At 46.5% G+C, this 18,506-nt stretch carries 15 protein-coding genes; 6 read left to right on the top strand and 9 right to left on the bottom strand.

Annotated features, from left to right (window positions below; all coding sequences use genetic code 11):
• Window positions 1–103: 103 nt before the first annotated feature.
• The 4 genes from mnmL (at window position 104) to BCF53_RS08440 (ending at window position 4,966) form a co-directional block, all read left to right on the top strand.
• Complete coding sequence (gene mnmL, locus BCF53_RS08455; protein WP_132701291.1) at window positions 104–1,015, top strand: tRNA modification radical SAM protein MnmL/YtqA; 912 nt, start codon at window positions 104–106, stop codon at window positions 1,013–1,015.
• A 234-nt stretch (window positions 1,016–1,249) separates the two neighbouring features.
• Complete coding sequence (locus tag BCF53_RS08450; RefSeq protein ID WP_132701290.1) at window positions 1,250–1,435, top strand: hypothetical protein; 186 nt, start codon at window positions 1,250–1,252, stop codon at window positions 1,433–1,435.
• A 157-nt stretch (window positions 1,436–1,592) separates the two neighbouring features.
• Window positions 1,593–3,644: an amylo-alpha-1,6-glucosidase gene (locus tag BCF53_RS08445; RefSeq protein WP_132701289.1), complete on the top strand. Its 2,052-nt coding sequence runs from the start codon at window positions 1,593–1,595 to the stop codon at window positions 3,642–3,644.
• A gap of 44 nt (window positions 3,645–3,688) precedes the next feature.
• Entirely contained in the window at window positions 3,689–4,966 is a 1,278-nt protein-coding gene (locus BCF53_RS08440) for a patatin-like phospholipase family protein (protein ID WP_132701288.1), read from the top strand.
• Window positions 4,967–4,983: 17 nt separating this feature from the next.
• Here BCF53_RS08440 and BCF53_RS08435 read toward each other — a convergent pair whose 3' ends face one another.
• A complete protein-coding gene (locus tag BCF53_RS08435; RefSeq protein WP_132701287.1) occupies window positions 4,984–5,505 on the bottom strand; it encodes a flavodoxin domain-containing protein in 522 nt (173 codons plus the stop codon).
• Window positions 5,506–5,692: 187 nt separating this feature from the next.
• Entirely contained in the window at window positions 5,693–6,280 is a 588-nt protein-coding gene (locus BCF53_RS08430) for a lysophospholipid acyltransferase family protein (RefSeq protein ID WP_132701286.1), read from the bottom strand.
• Between the two features lie 327 nt (window positions 6,281–6,607).
• On the opposite strand from BCF53_RS08430, the gene BCF53_RS08425 reads away from it, so the two are divergent.
• Entirely contained in the window at window positions 6,608–8,173 is a 1,566-nt protein-coding gene (locus BCF53_RS08425; protein ID WP_424511403.1) for a Re/Si-specific NAD(P)(+) transhydrogenase subunit alpha, read from the top strand.
• A 2-nt stretch (window positions 8,174–8,175) separates the two neighbouring features.
• The gene (pntB, locus tag BCF53_RS08420) at window positions 8,176–9,603 is read left to right on the top strand and encodes a Re/Si-specific NAD(P)(+) transhydrogenase subunit beta (protein WP_132701284.1); all 1,428 of its coding nucleotides are present in this window, start codon (window positions 8,176–8,178) and stop codon (window positions 9,601–9,603) included.
• A 72-nt stretch (window positions 9,604–9,675) separates the two neighbouring features.
• On the opposite strand, the gene BCF53_RS08415 is transcribed toward pntB, so the two are convergent.
• From BCF53_RS08415 to BCF53_RS08385, 7 genes are all read right to left on the bottom strand, one after another.
• Window positions 9,676–10,632, bottom strand: coding sequence for a hypothetical protein (locus BCF53_RS08415; RefSeq protein WP_132701283.1), 957 nt, complete (start codon window positions 10,630–10,632; stop codon window positions 9,676–9,678).
• The gene (locus BCF53_RS08410) at window positions 10,625–11,656 is read right to left on the bottom strand and encodes a DUF2169 domain-containing protein (RefSeq protein ID WP_165901858.1); all 1,032 of its coding nucleotides are present in this window, start codon (window positions 11,654–11,656) and stop codon (window positions 10,625–10,627) included. The genes BCF53_RS08415 and BCF53_RS08410 overlap by 8 nt, the downstream gene beginning before the upstream one ends.
• Window positions 11,646–12,770 carry a hypothetical protein gene (locus BCF53_RS08405; RefSeq protein ID WP_132701281.1) on the bottom strand — a complete coding sequence of 375 codons (1,125 nt, stop codon included), beginning with the start codon at window positions 12,768–12,770 and terminating at the stop codon, window positions 11,646–11,648. Before BCF53_RS08405 ends, BCF53_RS08410 begins: the two co-directional genes overlap by 11 nt.
• A gap of 93 nt (window positions 12,771–12,863) precedes the next feature.
• Window positions 12,864–14,039, bottom strand: coding sequence for a hypothetical protein (locus BCF53_RS08400; protein ID WP_132701280.1), 1,176 nt, complete (start codon window positions 14,037–14,039; stop codon window positions 12,864–12,866).
• An 8-nt stretch (window positions 14,040–14,047) separates the two neighbouring features.
• Window positions 14,048–17,452, bottom strand: coding sequence for a LysM peptidoglycan-binding domain-containing protein (locus tag BCF53_RS08395; protein ID WP_132701279.1), 3,405 nt, complete (start codon window positions 17,450–17,452; stop codon window positions 14,048–14,050).
• 11 nt (window positions 17,453–17,463) lie between these two features.
• Window positions 17,464–18,033 (bottom strand): DUF4150 domain-containing protein, encoded by a 570-nt coding sequence (locus BCF53_RS08390; protein WP_132701278.1) that lies wholly within the window; start codon window positions 18,031–18,033, stop codon window positions 17,464–17,466.
• A 25-nt stretch (window positions 18,034–18,058) separates the two neighbouring features.
• Window positions 18,059–18,499, bottom strand: coding sequence for a hypothetical protein (locus tag BCF53_RS08385; protein ID WP_132701277.1), 441 nt, complete (start codon window positions 18,497–18,499; stop codon window positions 18,059–18,061).
• Window positions 18,500–18,506: the final 7 nt, after the last annotated feature.

Here is an 18,506-nt window from a genome sequence, read left to right as displayed (position 1 = left end):
TGAAACGCTGTTATCCCGAAAAGATGACAAACCTCAACATTTTGAGAACCTTTTTCATTAACATGACGGCCTACCCATACTGCAAATCGATGATAAAGAAATCATGGCCCTGAGCGACTACCTGACCACCTTTGGACAATACCTGAAAGCCAAGCACGGAGAGAAGATCTACAAACTGTCACTGCACGCAGATGTAACCTGCCCAAACCGTGACGGCACCAAAGGCATCGGCGGTTGCACCTTTTGTAACAACAAAAGCTTTTTCCCGAACGACATGGACCCGAATACCGGCATTACCGAGCAGATTGAATCGAATGTTGAGCGGCTGCATGTAAAAACCAAGGCCAGAAAATTCCTCGCTTACTTTCAGGCTTATTCCAACACCTACGGTGAACTGAAGTACCTTCAGGAGCTTTACGCTGAATCGCTGAAGCCTGATTGCGTTATCGGCATCTGCATTGGCACCCGGCCAGATTGTGTGTCAGATGAAGTACTGGCCCTGCTTAACCGCATTAAAGACCTGGGCTATGAAGTGTGGATCGAACTGGGCTTGCAAAGCGCACACGATAAAACACTCGATGCCATCAACCGAGGCCACAGCTTTGCAGACTATCAGGATGCCGTGCGCCGCATTCAGCTCTACGGCATCAATGTCTGCACCCATCTGATTGCCGGCCTGCCCGGTGAGAACAAACAGATGGTTCTGCAATCCTGGCAGCGGGTGATGAACGAAGGCGTACAGGGCGTTAAATGGCACCCGCTTCATGTCGTTAAAGGCACCGAGCTGGCCAAACAGTACAGCCGCGGTGAATACCAAACCATCGACCGCGACACCTACATAGATATTGTCGGCGACGCACTGGTACAAACCCCTAAAGAGGTGATCGTGCACCGTGTCATGTCGACCGTTGCCCGCAAAGAATTACTGCTCGGGCCACTCTGGACAGAAGACCGCTGGCCGGTGATGTCAGGCCTGGAGGCTCGGCTTAAGCAGGCTCACAAAAAAGCTGTCTGAAAAGACAGCCAGACCCTCTTCAAAATGACTTTCATGAACAAAAAATTTCGTCCAATTTATTGAAAGCTGTCACAAAAACTAGAAGATCTACACTTTCTTTGCCACAATTGCATTATTGCGACTACGGATCAAATAAACAGTTTATTGACGTTCTTGGTCTACACTGAATATGGAAATGACTCTTTTAAGTTGAGTAACTAAATACAATTATTAACGAAGAAGTAGAGAGAAAGCATGGACTCACAACTGGAAGCGCTTGAGCAGGCAATTGAAGCCGCAGAAGCGGACAAGCGCGCTTTTGTTAAAGAAAACCCAAATGGAACCGGTGATAAAGCAGAGCGAATCAGGCTGTATAATCAGGTTGAGACTGCCCGCAAAGCTCTGCGTGATTATAAAAGAGCCAACCCCCACCTTCTGTAACCTTTAATCGGGCGCCTTGCTCGCCGAGCAAGGCGCTTACCTTCACTTCGCAATAAAACCTATTCTTCAGCTTAAAAATTACCATTTACTCAATCGCCTTATTAAATTCTCGACTAAACTCATGCTTATCATTTTGACAACGAAGAGTTGAAGTTCGATGAGCGCACTCCCCCCTCACAACAATTATCAGGTACCCATCGAGCATCGCAACGAATGCCTGATAACCAATGGTGCTGGCAGTTATGCCAACCTATCGGTTACCGGTGGTTTGAGCCGAAGCTATCATGGGCTGTTAATTCAGGCGACATCACCACCAATGGGTCGCCGGTTGTGTTGGCACAGCTGCATTGAGACTGTGAATGGCACCAGTCTGGATGCGCGCCAGTGGATCGAAAACAATCAGCGCAAGTGTCACAACGGGCATCGCTTTATCACGGCTTTCGACGGGGGAGAAATACCCACCTGGCACTACAACGTAGACGGCAATCAAATCAAGAAAGAACTGCTGATGGAACAAGGCAGTAATACCACCATTCTGAAATACACCCTTATCTCAACCAGTAATTCTGCACCGTCCATTAAACTGAAGCTGGAAAACTACGTGCACTTCAGAGAGATTACCTCATGCAGAAGCTCTCTTTCTGAGCAGGACATATTTAACTGGCGGGTGCAACCTTCCCATCAGGCGATTCATTTCGATGATCAGGTACTGCGACTTTCAGCACAAACACCAGACGCTAACTCCAAACAAAAAACCGAATGGTTTGAGCCTTCGCTAGGCAACCAGATCAGCAACCTCTATTACGCGTTGGAAGTTGAAGATCAGGGCTATGCCGTGAGCGATGCTTCTTTGAAAGTGCAGCAGAGCACCATCGAACTGCATGTGGGTGAGTGTTGTTATATGGTGGGCACACTGGAAGAATCGTGGCCGTTCAGCACTCAGGCATTTCAGAAAAAAACGCAGCTTACCTCCTGCGTTTACAGCGACAACCGCTTTGCCAACGACCTGAGCCATTGCGCCATGCAGTTTATGACCAGGCGTCAGCGCCACCCGGAAAACGCCATCGTTGCCGGCTACCCCTGGTTTGGCGATTGGGGCAGAGACACAATGATCTCTCTGCCCGGAATTGCCTTAACGACCGGCAACTTCGACCTTGCCAAATCGATACTCAAATCTTATGCGCACTTTCTTAATGCCGGCTTATTGCCCAACCGCTTCCCTACCCGAGCCGGTGAATCAATTGATTACGACACCATTGATGCCAGCCTGTGGTTCTTCTGGGCCGTTCAAAAGTATATTGAACACACTCAAGACTGGGCATTCCTAGACAATGAAATCGGCCAGGATTTGTGCGACATCATCCGGCATCATATCCGCGGTACCCGCTATGGCATCGGCATAGATAACGATGGCCTGATCAAAGGTGGAAGCCCGGAAACCAAGCTAACCTGGATGGATGCCTGCTATAACGGCAAAGCCATAACCTCCCGCCATGGTAAGGCCATAGAAATTAACGCCCTTTGGTACAACGCGCTTTGCTTTGCCGATGAATGCTGCCAGCGACTCAAAAAAGAATGCCAGTCTTTTTCCTATCTGATCCCTAAGGTTAAAGAGCAGATCAACCTGCAATTCTGGAATGAAACCCAAAACGCCTGTTTTGATGTCATTAATGAACAGGGGCGTTCAGACCTTATCCGCTGCAACCAGATTATTGCCATAAGCCTTCCTTACAGCGCTTTCGATGAAGATCGCATGACGAAAATCTACAATACCGTTCATGAAAAACTCTATACGCCCAAAGGCCTGCGTACCCTGGCCAAAGAACACACCCAGTACAAAGGCGAATACTACGGAACTCTGGAACGGCGCGACCAGGCGTACCATCAGGGAACGGTCTGGGCATGGTTAATGGGGCCTTTTATTGATGCCACCATGAAATTAAAGAAAGATCCGGAATACGCCGCCAGCTTACTTGAAGGGTTGAAACAGCACTTTTATACCGAGGCCGGTATTCAGGGTATCTCAGAAATTTTTGATGGCGACGCCCCTCATACTGCCCGGGGCTGCTTTAATCAGGCCTGGTCGGTTGCAGAATGCCTGAGAGTGATTCACGCCTATCAACTCAATGTTAAAGACCCGAACGAAAAAGAGGTGGTTTTGGCTCCGGCTGTGCCGGGTACGTATGCCATTTCCGGCAACGAAAATTAGTGTAATATCTTCTGTTATTACACTAGTCGCTCGGGAAAAAACCAATGAATGCAGACAAACCCTATTGCCTTGTTTTAGGTGGTGGTGGCGCGAAAGGCGTTTACCATATTGGTGTTTGGCAGGCGCTACAGGAACTGCAAATTCCGGTGAACGCCTTTATTGGTAACTCCATTGGCGCCATCATTTCTGCGTTTTTATCTCAGGGTGCAGAAGAAGAACTTCTGCACATCGCCCGCTCAATCAATATTAAATCGCTGATCAGACTTTCGAAAGAAGAAGCCCTGACGGATGAAGAATCGATGAATCGACATCCGTTAAAATACTGGCAGGCGGCATACAACAATTTTGTTGAGCGCAAAGGGCTGGATACCAGTCCAATGCGAGAGCTTCTGGAAGGTGCACTCAATGAGGAGCAAATCCGCAACTCAGGATTCGATTTCGGCATCACCACGGTAAACGTTAGCGACTTTAAACCGCGGGAAGTCTTTATTGAAGATATGGAGCAAGGTCAGCTAGTTAATTATGTCATGGCCAGTGCGGCCTTTCCCGGCTTTGAGCGGCCTAAAATTCAGGGCAAACAGTATGTGGATGGCGGCCTTTACGATAACGTACCCTATCGAATGGCCCGCAGACGAGGCTACCGGAGAATCATTCTGGTGGATATTTCCGGCATTGGCTTTAGCCGCCGCCCCAGGACAGAAGGCTCGCAAACCGTTTATATAAAAAACTCGATCGACATGGGCAATGCCTTCGATTTCACGCCGGATTTCATCCACCTGTTCTGGCAATTAGGCTACCTGGACGCCATGCGGGTATTTGACGAACTCATCGGCTACGAATATTTCCTGACCAAAAACGATGCACTGGAGAAAGAGTTTGCAGGCAGGCAAGAGCTGCGGGCGCAAATGACTCCACTGCTGACGCTGTTTCCCGATGCGATGAGGCACGACCAACGGCATCTGCTCAAAACACTGGAGGTGTGTGGCCGAATGCTGCGGGTAGAACGAATTAAAAAGTACGCTTATGGAGAACTGGCAAGAGCCATAGACCGGGCTATCGATAAAACCCGCAGCAAGGCCAATAAGTTTATTGCTGAGCACGGCTTAGAAGCCGAATTACCGCCGCTGAAGTTGCTGGATGCCTTCACTCAGGAAGTCATTCAAAACAAGACGCTGGATGAAAACCCCTACTACTATTACTTTCTGGCTCAGAAGTTCCCGGCAACAAAAGCCGTCTTGCTGGCCCAAAAATACCTGCTCAAAGCGACACCGGAGCTTAAAATTCTGGATTTCTACATGAAAAACGTAGCGGGCAAGCTATAAGCTTGCCCCGGGGATCATCAGGCAGTTAATGAACCTTTCACCGCTCCAATCCACTCATTGATTCGCTGCTCGGTTTTATCGGCTTCATTAATTTCATCAATACCGCAGCCACACCACTGCTCACCCACCTCAGCCAAAGAAAACTCGTAGTTGTACAGGCTTTTAGGAACAAAACCTACAGCGCTGGCACCGGCTCCAGTGAAGGATTTATACAGCTTACCTAACGCACTGCAAAAGTTTTCTGCGTGCTTTTTGCAATCACCGGCACCGAAAAAGGCGACCTTTTTACCGCTGAAATCAAACTCACCGGTTTCCATATCGAGTAAGGCATCTACCCAGGAAAAGTGAGGGTCTCCCTGCCCCCAGGTAGAACTCCCCAGAAACAGAACATCGTATTCGAGCAGGTCATCGAGTTCACCGAAATCATCTTCCATATTAATGATGTCAGACTCATCAATTTCGAACTCGTTAACCAGAGCATCGACAACCTTCATCGATGTTCCACCTGCGGTTCCAACAAAAACGCCTATCTTAGCCATGCACTATCACTCCTCACTTTTAGTATCTCGTAAGCAGCAATTGCAAGCATTAAGCCAGCGAATCAATCTTATGTGAATTGAGCGTAGCCCAGTGAACATAGGCTTTCAGAAACATAAAGCAGAAACAAACCCAACAGCCGTACATCGGCTTGCCGGGTTTGTTGTCAGCTATGCAACAAAGAAAAAGCTAATATAAGTCGGGAGCTTTGGCGGTGAACCGCTGATGATACTGGTAGCAGGCGCGTTCGTCGGCTTCCATATCGCCCGTCGGGTAAAACAGATCGCCGAATACTACCGTTTTGCGCTTGTAATCAAACCCGACCCGCAAAACCGGAATCGCGGCACCCTGAGCAATGCGCAGGAACCCGGTTTTGAATTTGCCCACTTTCGAACGGGTACCTTCCGGTGCCACAGCAATGTGAAGCTTTTCGTGTGAATTAAACTGATCGACCACTTGATCGACAAAGCCTTTTGGGGCATGCCGATACACCGGAATACCGCCCCAGTGTTCAAGCAGCCCCTTAATAGGCCACTTAAACAGAGAGTGCTTGGCTATCCAATTGACCTTAAAGCCAATTTGAAACATCACCATCAAACCAATAAAGAAATCGAGATTGCTGGTATGAGGTGCTACAGCAAACATCAGCTTGCTTTCATTAGGCAGCTGCCCTTCTATCTTCCAGCCCGTAAGCTTAAGCGCCGTACGGCCAAACCACCGGCTAAAACGATTGCCAAAGGGCTCCCAGCCGGCTGGGATTTGCGTTGATACAGACAACTGATACTCCACATTTATATACAACTGTTCAGAAATACATTGTAATTTGTGGGGTTAATTAATGCAGCTATTCATTTTCAAACACTGGAACATAAATACTGGCTTTTCGTCTCTTCTTGAATCTTTGGAACAACTGATTTTCTATCCTCTAAAACAACAAGCCCCCTATGTTTACTGGGCTAAACCGCTACGTTGCAAAAAATGACTTAAGTTGGTCACAATATTATTGATCTATAGCAACGAGGAGTTCAAACTCCGCAGGTTTACTACGCGACTGACTTTTATCGCACTAAATTCAACACAAGAGAGGTTTAGATCAGTATGACACTGAATATTGCAGTGCCAATTGACACCACTGCCGGGGAAACGCGGGTTCCCGTGAGTCCCGATACCACGAAGAAGCTCGTAGGTCTGGGCTTCAATATTACCGTTGAGAAGGGAGCTGGTGCTCAGTCCCAATTTTCTGATCAAGATTACATCGACGCTGGCGCGACTATTGAAGCCGACGTTGCCAAGCTATATGCCTCTGCTGACGTACTGTTAAAAATCAATCGCCCGGAAGAAACTCACCCTGCAACAGGCAAGGGCGAACTGGAAATGCTGGGCGAAGGCAAAACCTGGATTTCGTTCCTGGCACCGGCGCAAAACGCTGACCTGCTGGATGCGCTGCAAGCGAAAGGCATGAGCGCTATTTCACTGGAATCCATTCCACGTATTTCCCGTGCGCAAAAGATGGATATCCTCAGTTCTATGGCCAACATCGCCGGTTACCGTGCGGTTGTTGAAGCGGCTCATAACTTTGGCCGTTTCTTTACCGGCCAGGTGACTGCGGCCGGTAAGATTCCGCCAGCCAAGGTATTGGTGATCGGCGCCGGTGTAGCCGGGTTGGCTGCCATTGGTGCTGCAAAAAGCCTGGGTGCTATTGTTCGCGCATTCGATACCCGTATGGAAGTGAAAGAGCAGGTTCAATCCATGGGTGGCGAATTCCTGACCGTTGAGCTTGAAGAAGACGGTGCTGGCGCTGGCGGCTACGCCAAAGAGATGTCGAAAGAGTTTATTGAAGCGGAAATGGCCCTGTTCATGGAACAGGCTAAAGAAGTAGACATCATCATCACCACCGCTCTAATTCCGGGTAAGCCAGCACCTAAGCTGATTACCGAAGACATGGTTAAAGCCATGAAGCCGGGGTCTGTGATTGTGGACCTTGCCTCACCAAACGGCGGTAACTGTGACTGCACCGTTAAAGATGAAGTGGTTACCGCGCACGATGTTAAAGTTGTGGGCTACACCAACCTGGCTGCACGCGCTGCAAACCAGGCATCTACCCTGCTTTCAAACAACATTTTGCGTTTGTTTGAGCACCTGTGCGAAGCAAAAGACGGCAAGCTGAACTTCAACCTTGAAGATGAAATTACCCGTGGTTGCACAGTGGTTCACGAAAAAGAAATTCTTTGGCCACCACCGCCACCGAAGCTTTCTGCAGCACCGCAACAGCCGAAGAAGCAACCGGAGCCGGTTGTTGAAGCAGAACCGAAAAAGGCTAAGGCACAGCCGATTGCTCTGTACTGGCTGATCGCCGGTGCTCTGCTTTTAGGCTTGGGTAAAGTTGCACCGGCAGACTTTGTGGGTCACTTCACCGTATTTGTACTTTCTATCTTTATTGGCTGGCAGGTTATCTGGAACGTCAGTCACTCGCTGCATACGCCGTTAATGGCGGTTACCAATGCGATTTCCGGTATTGTGATTATTGGCTCGCTGCTTCAGGTTTCCGGTAGCGGCTCAGCGTTGGTTACAGCATTGGCAGCCATCGGTATTCTGGTGGCAAGTATTAATATTGGCGGCGGCTTCGCAGTAACGCGTCGCATGCTCAACATGTTCCGTAAGGAGGGCTAAGAATGACTGGTTTACTTTCAATGGCCTACTTACTGGCTGGTGTTTTCTTTATTTTATCTCTGAGCGGCTTAAGCTCTCAGGAAACCGCTCGTCGCGGTAACCTGTACGGCATGGTCGGTATGGCGATTGCCATTATCGCAACCATCGCTGCGCCAGAGGTTAAATCTTATGTTTTGCTGATCCCAATGATTGTTATCGGTGGTGCGATTGGCCTGCGATTGGCTTCCCGCGTAGAAATGACTGAAATGCCACAGCTGGTTGCCATGCTGCACAGCTTTGTAGGCTTAGCAGCGGTGTTAATCGGCTGGGGTGGTCACTTAAGTGCCGAAGCCAGTTATGGTGTTGTCGCTCAGGCGGCAGAACACATGGGCGCACACAACGGTGCTGAAGCGGCTATTCACAACGTTGAGATTTTCCTGGGCATCTTCATTGGCGCTATCACACTGACTGGCTCATGGGTTGCCTGGGGTAAGCTGCAAGGCTCTATCTCTGGTAAGCCACTTATGCTGCCATTCCGTCATGGTCTGAACATTATTGCTCTGGCGGCCTCGCTGATCATGCTGTTCATCTTTGTGGGTCACCCACACGGAGCTCTGGCGATTGTACTGTTGCTTCTGATGACCATTATCGCTGGCTTGCTGGGTATTCACCTGGTTGCAGCTATTGGTGGTGCCGACATGCCGGTTGTTGTTTCCATGCTGAACAGCTACTCCGGTTGGGCCGCTGCTGCGACCGGCTTTATGCTGGGTAACGACCTACTGATCATCACCGGTGCTCTGGTGGGCTCTTCCGGTGCGATTCTTTCTTACATTATGTGTAAGGCGATGAACCGCTCGTTCATCAGCGTTATTCTGGGCGGCTTTGGTAGTGACGGCGGCAGCGCTGCGGCGGAAGACGAAGAATACGGTGAAGCCGTTTCTATCAACCATGACGAAGCTGCAGAACTGCTGAAAGATGCAGATAGCATCATCATCACGCCAGGCTTCGGTATGGCTGTTGCCAAAGCACAGCAGGCTGTGGCCGAGCTGACTGAAAAACTGCGCAAAGAAGGCAAAGAAGTTCGCTTTGCTATTCACCCGGTTGCCGGCCGCTTACCTGGCCACATGAACGTACTGCTGGCTGAAGCTAACGTACCGTATGACATCGTTCTGGAAATGGACGAAATCAACGACGACATGCCAGAAACAGACGTTGTTATGGTGATTGGTGCGAACGACATCGTAAACCCGGATGCGATCGAAAAACCAAACTCCCCTATCGCTGGCATGCCAGTACTGGAAGTTTGGAAAGCCAAGAAGTGCATCGTGCTGAAGCGTTCAATGGCGACTGGCTATGCGGGTGTTCAGAACCCGCTGTTCTTTAAAGAGAACTCAGCCATGCTGTTTGGTGATGCGAAAGAAAGCGTTCAGGCGTTGGTTTCTAAGGTTTAAACTGCCTGTCTGAATTACAACAAAGCCGGCAATTGCCGGCTTTTTTGTACGCTGAACACAAGCATAATGCAGCTACTCGATTAGCCAACTCATCCGCCATTGGCTTTCGGCCGCTATTATCTTTACGGGTTCATCTGAGCACCAGTAATGCTGAAACAACATCATCAATGGCAAACTGCATACTCCAGTGTCACCAAAAACGGTACTTAAGTTAAAGCGTGGCGGGATATTATTAGCCCAGCTCACGTCTTCATACTCTGTCCGTTTCTCATCGAGCGCCTGCTCCAGTCTATACAATTCGATACTTCCCTTTGCAGATGCCGACAGGTTATGGATAAGCACACTGCGCTCAATATTTGGCGTATTCACCAATAACTTAGCTAATGCGTCTGTCTTTCCAGCCAGTGGGTCATCTGCATACAACTCGAGCTCTCTTCCTACATGATTGTGTTTTCCGGGCTGAGCACTCAACCAAATGCCGACCGCAGCATCTGCGGGTGCCGGGCACTCACTGGTCAGGTTTGTTGCAATATCACCTCTCAAAGCCGCAATAGCTCGGGCTGAGCAACCGGCATGAACACTGATCCAAAGCCAGTGATCAATCTCCTGATTTTCACAGGTTTCTGCTATTGCATCCAAAGACGCAGAGACCATCGGCGCTACCTGAATCGCCTCAAACAACCCGTTGAATTGATTTTTAATGGTATTGGAAAGCTGAGTTGACAACCTACCACTCAATACCAAGCCGCGCTTACCTTCGGGTGTTTCTAAGTTTTTTACTTTGGTAATTAAGTCCTCAATCAGTACGAATTGGCGCGCGCTTTCGTCATCAATCGCCATAGGTACTGCCGGTACAGCAATGATTTTTTCAAGACTCTCGCCATTTATAACGACTTTCTTTTCCTGCGGCTGGCGATGAGAAATGCCTGCGAGTAAATTCGCTAACGCTATCTCTGGAGTATCGACCCCGCCTAATGTCAGGCATCCGCCAATGCATCGATACCGGCTTAGTGAGCTGAGGTCATGCATTTTCCTGCCCTCCATCTTTTAACACAATTTGACTGTGAGGGCCGCTCAACGGATGCCAATCGAGCCCGATGCGATACACCAAAGCCAGCAGCTGCTTATCCGTATCTATCAACAATGTATCTAAAGCAGGCGTTAACTTCTCAACCTTACTGCCATCGACCTTAAGCAACTCAATGGCCGGCGCAGCTTGCGGTAATTTAAGCGTGATGCTCTGCTGCTGAAAGCCGCTGAGTTTGACCAGCGAGCCATAGGGGATTGCCTTCTCAAACTGCTGATCTTCCGGTGCGCTGTTATATAAAGTTTCTGGCGGAAGACCTTTGTACGGGCATAAGCCTTCTACCGCAGCTTCGGCATCTGTTTGTTCAAACATTTCAAATCGAGGCGACCAGGTCATACTAATAGAGTTGAAACCTGCGGGCTTTGGAGTTTCTTTGGTGCTTTTCAGAATGGGCTGATACTCAAAGGTCGGCAGGTAAACGGGCTCACTTTTATGTTGGCGTGCTTTTACATAGCCAGTGCCGACCGGGTTTTCATCATAAATAATTGATTTATTATCACCCTCTTCAACAAACCTGCCACCAAAGGATTGCTCGTAACAGATGGGCTGTGGGGTCAGCGGCTCAGCTTCGCTGGCAATGGTGCCAAAGAAACTCTTTTTCCAGTATCGCTTGCCCGTTGCGACAATGGTTTTTTTCGCTGTGAACTCTGAGTGTAAAAACTCAACGACTAAAGGCTGCTGCTTTATACCCGGCACAGGCACAAGCGACCCTTTCAACAACCATTCAAAACCTTGTTTAAATGGAACAATATCCGACGCATTCTCAACTGACCTGCCTTCCGCATCATCATCGTAATACTCATCGGCATAATTAATAGGGCAATCGCTTGCACTAACAGGTGTCAACGTGCCGGCTTCATCCCAACAAAAACCAACTTTAATTGCGCAGGTCATTTGAGAATTACGGTTTTTGCCCCAGCCGGGGATTAATGCAGCATCCCAAGAGCTAAAGTTATCAAACTTCATGTATAACCTCGGGCACATCAATGTTTGTTTGTAAGAACTGCCACTGGTTGGTAACCCAGTGGTGTGAGTAATCAGGAATTGCTCGCCCTAAGGCCTGCCCAAGGTGATACCAGCCCAACGTTTGAAGGGCTGAAGGTTGATCAAGCAACCAATCTGCGAGGGTCAGAGCTGTTGAACATCGACCACCGAGCTGCAAGCGGTTTCCAGCATTTATATCAACAGGCATGACAGGCTGCAGTGGTGAGCTACTGATGGGCTCACCGGTTTTTGCATCAGTCATACTGTGTTTCCACTCAACTGAAACACCCAAGATATTTTCGACTGCATAGGCTGCACTCTCAGCCTGAGCAGAGATTAAAAAACACTGAGTCAAACGGCCAAGGAAGTTCGCTGTTCCACGATACGAAGCAGCCGTTAAGTGCGCGGGGTTTTGCAGACAATGTTTGAAATAGAGTTCAGTCGCAACGTCATCTTCGGTAAGGGTAAGCCATTGCCATTCGTCAGCGTCGGATTGAGAGCCTTCCAACCAGTCCATAAGTTGCCGGGAAGCATGCGGCTTTTGTTGAATAAGATCACGTAAGACCACCGAACGCTCAGAGTACTTGAGCTGGTCTGATTCTTCCAACCAATAGGGAAGAGAAATACCTAAATGACCCACCAGTTTGCGAATAGTTTCTTCAGGCCACAACAATTTTGAAAACTCAGATTCGCTAAAATGATTCAATAAAGGATGATCTGTCAGCGCTTGTAACTTCTCTTTACTGATTTCACAAGGCATTGCCAACCACAACAATTGAGAAAATTCCTGAGTCTCGTCAGCGCTTATATTCTCAGCCAGCACATCCAAAGCGGAGTTAAAAACAGCCACATCTTCACAGCGAATAGCCGCAATGATAGCTACTTTTAATTGCCAGGGCGCGCCCGGCCAGCTATCAACGAACAGCTCTTCTGCATGGTTAGATAAAACCTGAATACTGGGGAACAGGCGCTGTTCGATACTGTAGGCCTGCTTGGTGCTCATACCGCTCTGCCAACCACTGCACCGCTGCTTAAATAGTTGACTTGCCTGAGTAAGATGACGATCTAAATTATGACGATCTTGATCTGTTAGCATGCTGGCTTTACTCCCTTTGTCAGCATCTATAGTTCGTAAAACTAACAGACCGATATTAACAGAAATCCATTCTAGAAAGTGTGCAGGAAGTCGCTAACCTTGTTGGTACCAGTGGTCACCCTCGCCAGCGGGTTTCCAATTTTCTTCTTCGACTGCATCAGGATTTAAAAAAGGATAGGTTTGTGCGGCCGCTATGGATTCTTCAACAAGCGCCCGATAATCATCCTGTGACATATCACGCCATAACCACCTTGGACGGTTATGCTCTTCATCCCACTTTCGTGTAGTCGGATCTAAGTGCCGATAAGGTTCAAATTCTGGAACATCCGGCAATGGCCTGGATACATCCATAAAGTGCTGAAAAAATTCCCACAGCACACCAACATACCATGCTTGTTGATTAGGTGCGCCATAGACGACGCCATCCTTACTGTATTTATGTGCCAAATACAACTTACACATCGCTCGGTTACCGCCGTCCCACATGGTGGTAGTTCGCGCTTCCAACTCTTCAAACGGGATTTCAGTAATGCCCTTTCTTTTACTTATTGTACGTAAAGCCCCTAAGTCTCTACGCAGTGCTGATCCTGGGATAAAAGCCGGGTCGAATAGATCAGTCACACCAATATGGGTAAGAAATTTCAAGACAAGCCAATACAAAGGTAGTAGAGCGAAGCAGTAAAACATAAAAGGATTCGTAAAAAAAAATAAAGAATTACCAATCGCATCTCTCATACCCAAAGTAAGAAGATCAACTAAAAATCCGAAAATTAACATAAATCCATATACTACAAAAGCCAACAATCCAGTAATAATCCTTAAGAATTGAAACCATACCGATGCAATTTTTAGCGCATTTGGAAACTCATAAACAGAAGGTTTATAACCAATAAGATTATCTGTTAACTCATCAATCTTGTGACGAACATAAGACTTTTTATCAGTAAGTAATATTTTTTGGTTTTCAATCGCATCAGCACCGTCATCCAAAGCTAAATACTCATGACATCGAGTATTATTAACTAAAGATTGACCACCTATGGACTGTATCGAGTGGAGCAGATTGTGAGTACCCTTACTGTGGATTGCGTTACGTGTATGAGGCAACCCATTGATTTTCTCAAAACCTATAGCGGTTGATTTATATTTAACCTGAGGAAATTCACTGATACGTTCACCATCAGTTTTCCCAGTTCTACCTAGCCAAGACAATCGGGTCAGAAAACCTACTTTTTTGTACTCGGGTAGTCTTTCATTAAAATGTGTCATTACAGCCCTTAGCTTGTAGTCCAGCTCAATTTAGACCAACCTACATCAGTCTTAGTATCTTGATCGAAGTCAGACGCATTCAACGGCAAACTCGTTCCATCATTAAGGATATGACGAAACTTAAAATGCCATTCATTCTCCTTAAAAATAGTCTTATCAGGTAAGAAACGCATTTCGATCTTTTCCTCAGTCGCATCTGGAATACTAAAAACCAACACCGTTCTCGTAACAACAGTATTCTGCAAATCGTTAGAAACAAATACTGGTTTCATTTTTTTAAGCCTGTTTCGGGCAACAGGCACAAGCATTCCATTGGCGCCATTAGGCATCATTTCAATAAGCTCAGAAGTACATTCCCAATCAAGAGTACTTTCATCAAGAATAAACGCCGGATGTTCAACTATCACCGACACCCGGTGCATTAACCGACCACTATGTTCATACTTTTCTTTTGTAACACTAGCACTCGGTTGCATGATGATATTTTGAAGACCAGCTTTAGATTTACTAATAATATTAAATTCGTCTACACCTAATCGATTATCTACTGAATTACTAAACGGGGAATGTTCCGCCCAATACTCAGAAGGTGAATCTTTTAACCACTTATTAACGGCCCAAATTACAGCAAGGCTAATTCCAAAAATAGCCCACCCAATTAGCGGTACTACCAAAGAAACACCAGCCATAGAGCCACCAATAATACCAATAGCTGCACCCGCCACACCTAACAAAGCTACGACACCTGTTAATATTGCAGCATCACCATCATGCCGCTTAAACAATTTATAGCTATCCCATGCTGTGAAACCAGCACCGACCAAACTCCCAATGGGCCCTAACCAACGTATAATCGGTACCTTATAAAGGGTTCCACGAATCTTTATAGGGACTTGTCTTGATAAAAAACGAATAGACTTAAAGTTTGATTTTTCCATAGTATGGATAAGCTTATTTTTAGCTTTACTATCATACCATGCATCAGTCACATCAATTATCGCAGCCAAAGTATTTACAGCTTGAGCACGAAACCTCCAAGATAACTCTTTTAAATCATCAGGATGACTGTTATAAAAATTATTTAGAGCTTCTTTCAACGCGATCACTTCAAATAAAAGCATAATCTTTGGAAAGTTAGATGTTGTACCAACATAGAGCTGGTTACTGGTTGCTTGACTTGCAGCTTTATACAACCCATTGAGCCTTGATCGCTCTGGAATAACCCATACGTCTAATGCAGCCCTAATAATCGATTCTGAATTTCCAGTTTTGCCATGCTGCTCGAATATTAGCTCTTTACTCGCAGCTTCTCGATTGGGATCAAATCCTTGCCATGGTTTTAAAAATCCAATATCTGATGCTGCGACAACCTTACCCTCACTATCTAAAAGCTCAGTTACTTGGCTACGTGCCCTACCTTGCTGCTGGTTAAATGCACTTTCTGCACTAAGAAACTTTCTTTGACTGCGATTTTGCTTTTCATAGTACGCATTGGCTATACGTGCAAGCCGGTATTTACCAAGAGCTACTTTGCCTTCTAAGCTCTCACCCTTCATAACTATATGAAGCCCTTCCAAACCAGGAATACCGCTACCTTTAGCTAATCTAAATAGCAAAGTAATACTTTTCTTAATCGGTTCTGATGAACGATATTGAAAATTTTCGGCCAAAGCTGAAACTGTTTTTGAAAATCTGTTAAAAAAATCAAAAAAATTCTTCTCGCCATCAATGGATTCTTTTTCATCAGGCCGGTTAGCGATAGCACGTTGAAAATCCCCAAGCCTAAATGCTGGGCTATAAATAGACTTAACGACTGATAAAGCAGGAGGCTGATCTGAGGTAATATCAACGTCTTCCTCTTTTGGAAAGAGCCAAGAACTACAAGGATGACTGCCTGAGTATATCGACTCAGCAATATCTAAGCCCTTATTTAATACAGGCAAATGTTCTTTACGTTCACGGTCAGGAACTGCCTTCAAATCATATTGATGATCAAAAGTACTAGGATCTATAACAAGGTGGTTTACGACCTCTGCTATTCGTGACCACAATAAGTGATATCGGTCAGACGGCAACCAAGCAAAATCCTGTAATACATCGAACAACTTAATACTAAAATCATATGTTTCGAATGGGTCTGTATCACCACACACTAAATTTATATATTCAGTTTGAAAATCTCGGTATTCTTGACGAATTTCGGATCGTTGACTCACCCTTAACCAGTTTTCTAATTCTATTTTGTTTAAACGATCACCGGTATCCTCTAATTTTTCTTTGATTTCATCAAGTCGATCCTGAGCTTCAGATAGAGACTCTTCTGGGCTTTTTATATCTTTAGCATCCATTGCATTACGTGAGTCGTTATCTAAATAGGTTGCATAGGAATAGCGAGCAATATCGGTTAAGTCACATATATCTTTTCGCTTCCATTGGGGCAGATCTACCGGTAGCTTAGCGGGGGAGTGCTCTTTACTAGAAGAAAGTAGATAGGGGTATGGTAATCCAAGCGAAACTCGACTGACAGCTTCACCTTCTGGAATAAAGCTGCCCTGCATTTCAGCCAACATACTTTGCTGATTCATTAAAAGCAAAGTCATTGCTGTATTATATCGATCAATCACACCTAATGGATCTTGAACTTTTACTACACCATAATCGCCACCAAGAGAACCTTGGTCTTTAAGCGCTTTGCCTAAGCGAGATGTACGGTTCGCTTCAGTGTCTCCTATGGGTTCATCAGCATCTCTCAATTTTATAGACTGACCCGGTTTAATTTGGTCTGGGCTATCAAGGTCATTTAGTTCTGCCAGTTCCTGATAAGATTCAACAAAGCTATATTGGTTTGCAATGACACTTAATACCTCACCATGCTTCACTACATGGCTTAAGCGGGGGTCCTCAGGGTTCATACCACCCATAGAACAGATTCTCGACCAAGACCACTGAACCTCTGAATATGCAATTTGAACCTGAGTTTCAACACCGTCAAGCTTGGTTGGAAAGGTTATATTATAGTTTGATGTACTGTTTGCCTTGCGGGTATCTTTAGTTTGCCAATAACGCAAGTCGACATCAAAAAAATGGCTTCTCTCCTCGTTCTCTGCGCCTTCTTTTACCTGATACTCATGCCATAAATATCCGTTAACGAATATATAAAGCCAGCCGTCTCGAATACGCTTAGTAACATCTATTAAATCGTCTTCATCTTCATAGTGAAGTGCAACATTTGCATATTGAACCTGAGTGTTCGCTGAACCTTGTACCGATTCTTGCTTAACACTTTCGCAAGTATAGAGAGGTAAGCAGATAAAAGGCAGACCAGAGCCATTCCCATCTGCCATTGCTGGTATAAGAATATCGAGACCGTATTTACCTTCGGTCAACTCGGTAATTGACGTATTAGTAGCCATTGATATCTTCCTTATTCTTCAATCATCGGCGTGGTACGTATATCGACCAGATTATCCGCATTCACTGTTCGTATCAGATGTGTAACCGCTTCATTCAATCCTTCAATAGCCACCTCAATCCCATCCGGCCCCGTACTAGCATCCATCTCCGCCGGCGCCTGCACCGAATTAGCCGAACTCACCCCGCCACTCTGAACCAAAGGCATAGGTGGCGTATTCTTCTTATTAGAAACCATCATGTCCGTTGCTCGAGTAGCCGCTACGCCTTCAAAGAAGACATTGCTGCTCCCCATAATGAACGATGCCTCACCTTTAATTTTGTGAGACTTGATGCCCTTCTTATTGCCTGGCTGATCACCGGTACTTTTTGAAAACACGCTGTCTTTCGTGCAGGCGGGGTTGCCGTTAATGACAACGCTACTGACCGTTTTAGAGGAATCTGAACTTTTCGCGACATTGCTGTAAGGGATGGGCACTGTATGTTTACCGATTTTGGTTTTACACACATCGATGGTGGTTAGCACACCACCGCTGCCGGCATGAACGGCAGTAAGACCATTAATAAAAACGTTGTTGCTCATGTTGGTTATTCCCTTACTGTCACTTTTAGTTCAGTTCTATACGCGTGCCTAACAGGCGGTTTGTTCCGGTGGCTTCTGAAAGCAAATCCCTGCCTTCAATTGCAATATCGCCACTGGGTTGAATTGTTAAAACTGACCGCCCTACTTTCAATTTCATGGCCGACTGACTGCACAATACCCATTGTTCGCCATCAAAGGTAAGTTGAGGTTCAGCGGGCTCGTCTCGGTTTGGTAATCGGTGCGTTACAATGGTTTGCTGTGAAACCTTCTGTACCAGAACAAGGTCACCCTCTTTCAATTCACGGTTACCATGAACACAGTAGTCAACTTTTATAGCTTGCCGTTGATAGGAAACCTCAACAGCGACACCACTGTTCACCCTAGTCACTTCCGCAAGGAAGCTTACGCTGTGATCGCTCTCCGGCTGTGCATTGAGCTGAACAATGTTTTTAGCTGATTTTTCCACTTGCAGG

The organism is Reinekea marinisedimentorum, from assembly GCF_004341165.1.
GTDB classification, from domain to species: domain Bacteria; phylum Pseudomonadota; class Gammaproteobacteria; order Pseudomonadales; family Natronospirillaceae; genus Reinekea; species Reinekea marinisedimentorum.
Note: the sequence above shows the minus strand (reverse complement) of the source record. Positions and strands in the feature narration are given on the sequence as shown.

What these genes read in the sequence shown, in the direction of transcription:
- BCF53_RS08395 (WP_132701279.1), bottom strand. Translation starts at nt 17,452, where the DNA reads ATGGCTACTAATACGTCAATTACCGAGTTGACCGAAGGTAAATACGGT.
- pntB (WP_132701284.1), top strand. Translation starts at nt 8,176, where the DNA reads ATGACTGGTTTACTTTCAATGGCCTACTTACTGGCTGGTGTTTTCTTT.
- BCF53_RS08445 (WP_132701289.1), top strand. Translation starts at nt 1,593, where the DNA reads ATGAGCGCACTCCCCCCTCACAACAATTATCAGGTACCCATCGAGCAT.
- BCF53_RS08450 (WP_132701290.1), top strand. Translation starts at nt 1,250, where the DNA reads ATGGACTCACAACTGGAAGCGCTTGAGCAGGCAATTGAAGCCGCAGAA.
- mnmL (WP_132701291.1), top strand. Translation starts at nt 104, where the DNA reads ATGGCCCTGAGCGACTACCTGACCACCTTTGGACAATACCTGAAAGCC.
- BCF53_RS08400 (WP_132701280.1), bottom strand. Translation starts at nt 14,039, where the DNA reads ATGACACATTTTAATGAAAGACTACCCGAGTACAAAAAAGTAGGTTTT.
- BCF53_RS08405 (WP_132701281.1), bottom strand. Translation starts at nt 12,770, where the DNA reads ATGCTAACAGATCAAGATCGTCATAATTTAGATCGTCATCTTACTCAG.
- BCF53_RS08435 (WP_132701287.1), bottom strand. Translation starts at nt 5,505, where the DNA reads ATGGCTAAGATAGGCGTTTTTGTTGGAACCGCAGGTGGAACATCGATG.
- BCF53_RS08440 (WP_132701288.1), top strand. Translation starts at nt 3,689, where the DNA reads ATGAATGCAGACAAACCCTATTGCCTTGTTTTAGGTGGTGGTGGCGCG.
- BCF53_RS08390 (WP_132701278.1), bottom strand. Translation starts at nt 18,033, where the DNA reads ATGAGCAACAACGTTTTTATTAATGGTCTTACTGCCGTTCATGCCGGC.
- BCF53_RS08410 (WP_165901858.1), bottom strand. Translation starts at nt 11,656, where the DNA reads ATGAAGTTTGATAACTTTAGCTCTTGGGATGCTGCATTAATCCCCGGC.
- BCF53_RS08415 (WP_132701283.1), bottom strand. Translation starts at nt 10,632, where the DNA reads ATGCATGACCTCAGCTCACTAAGCCGGTATCGATGCATTGGCGGATGC.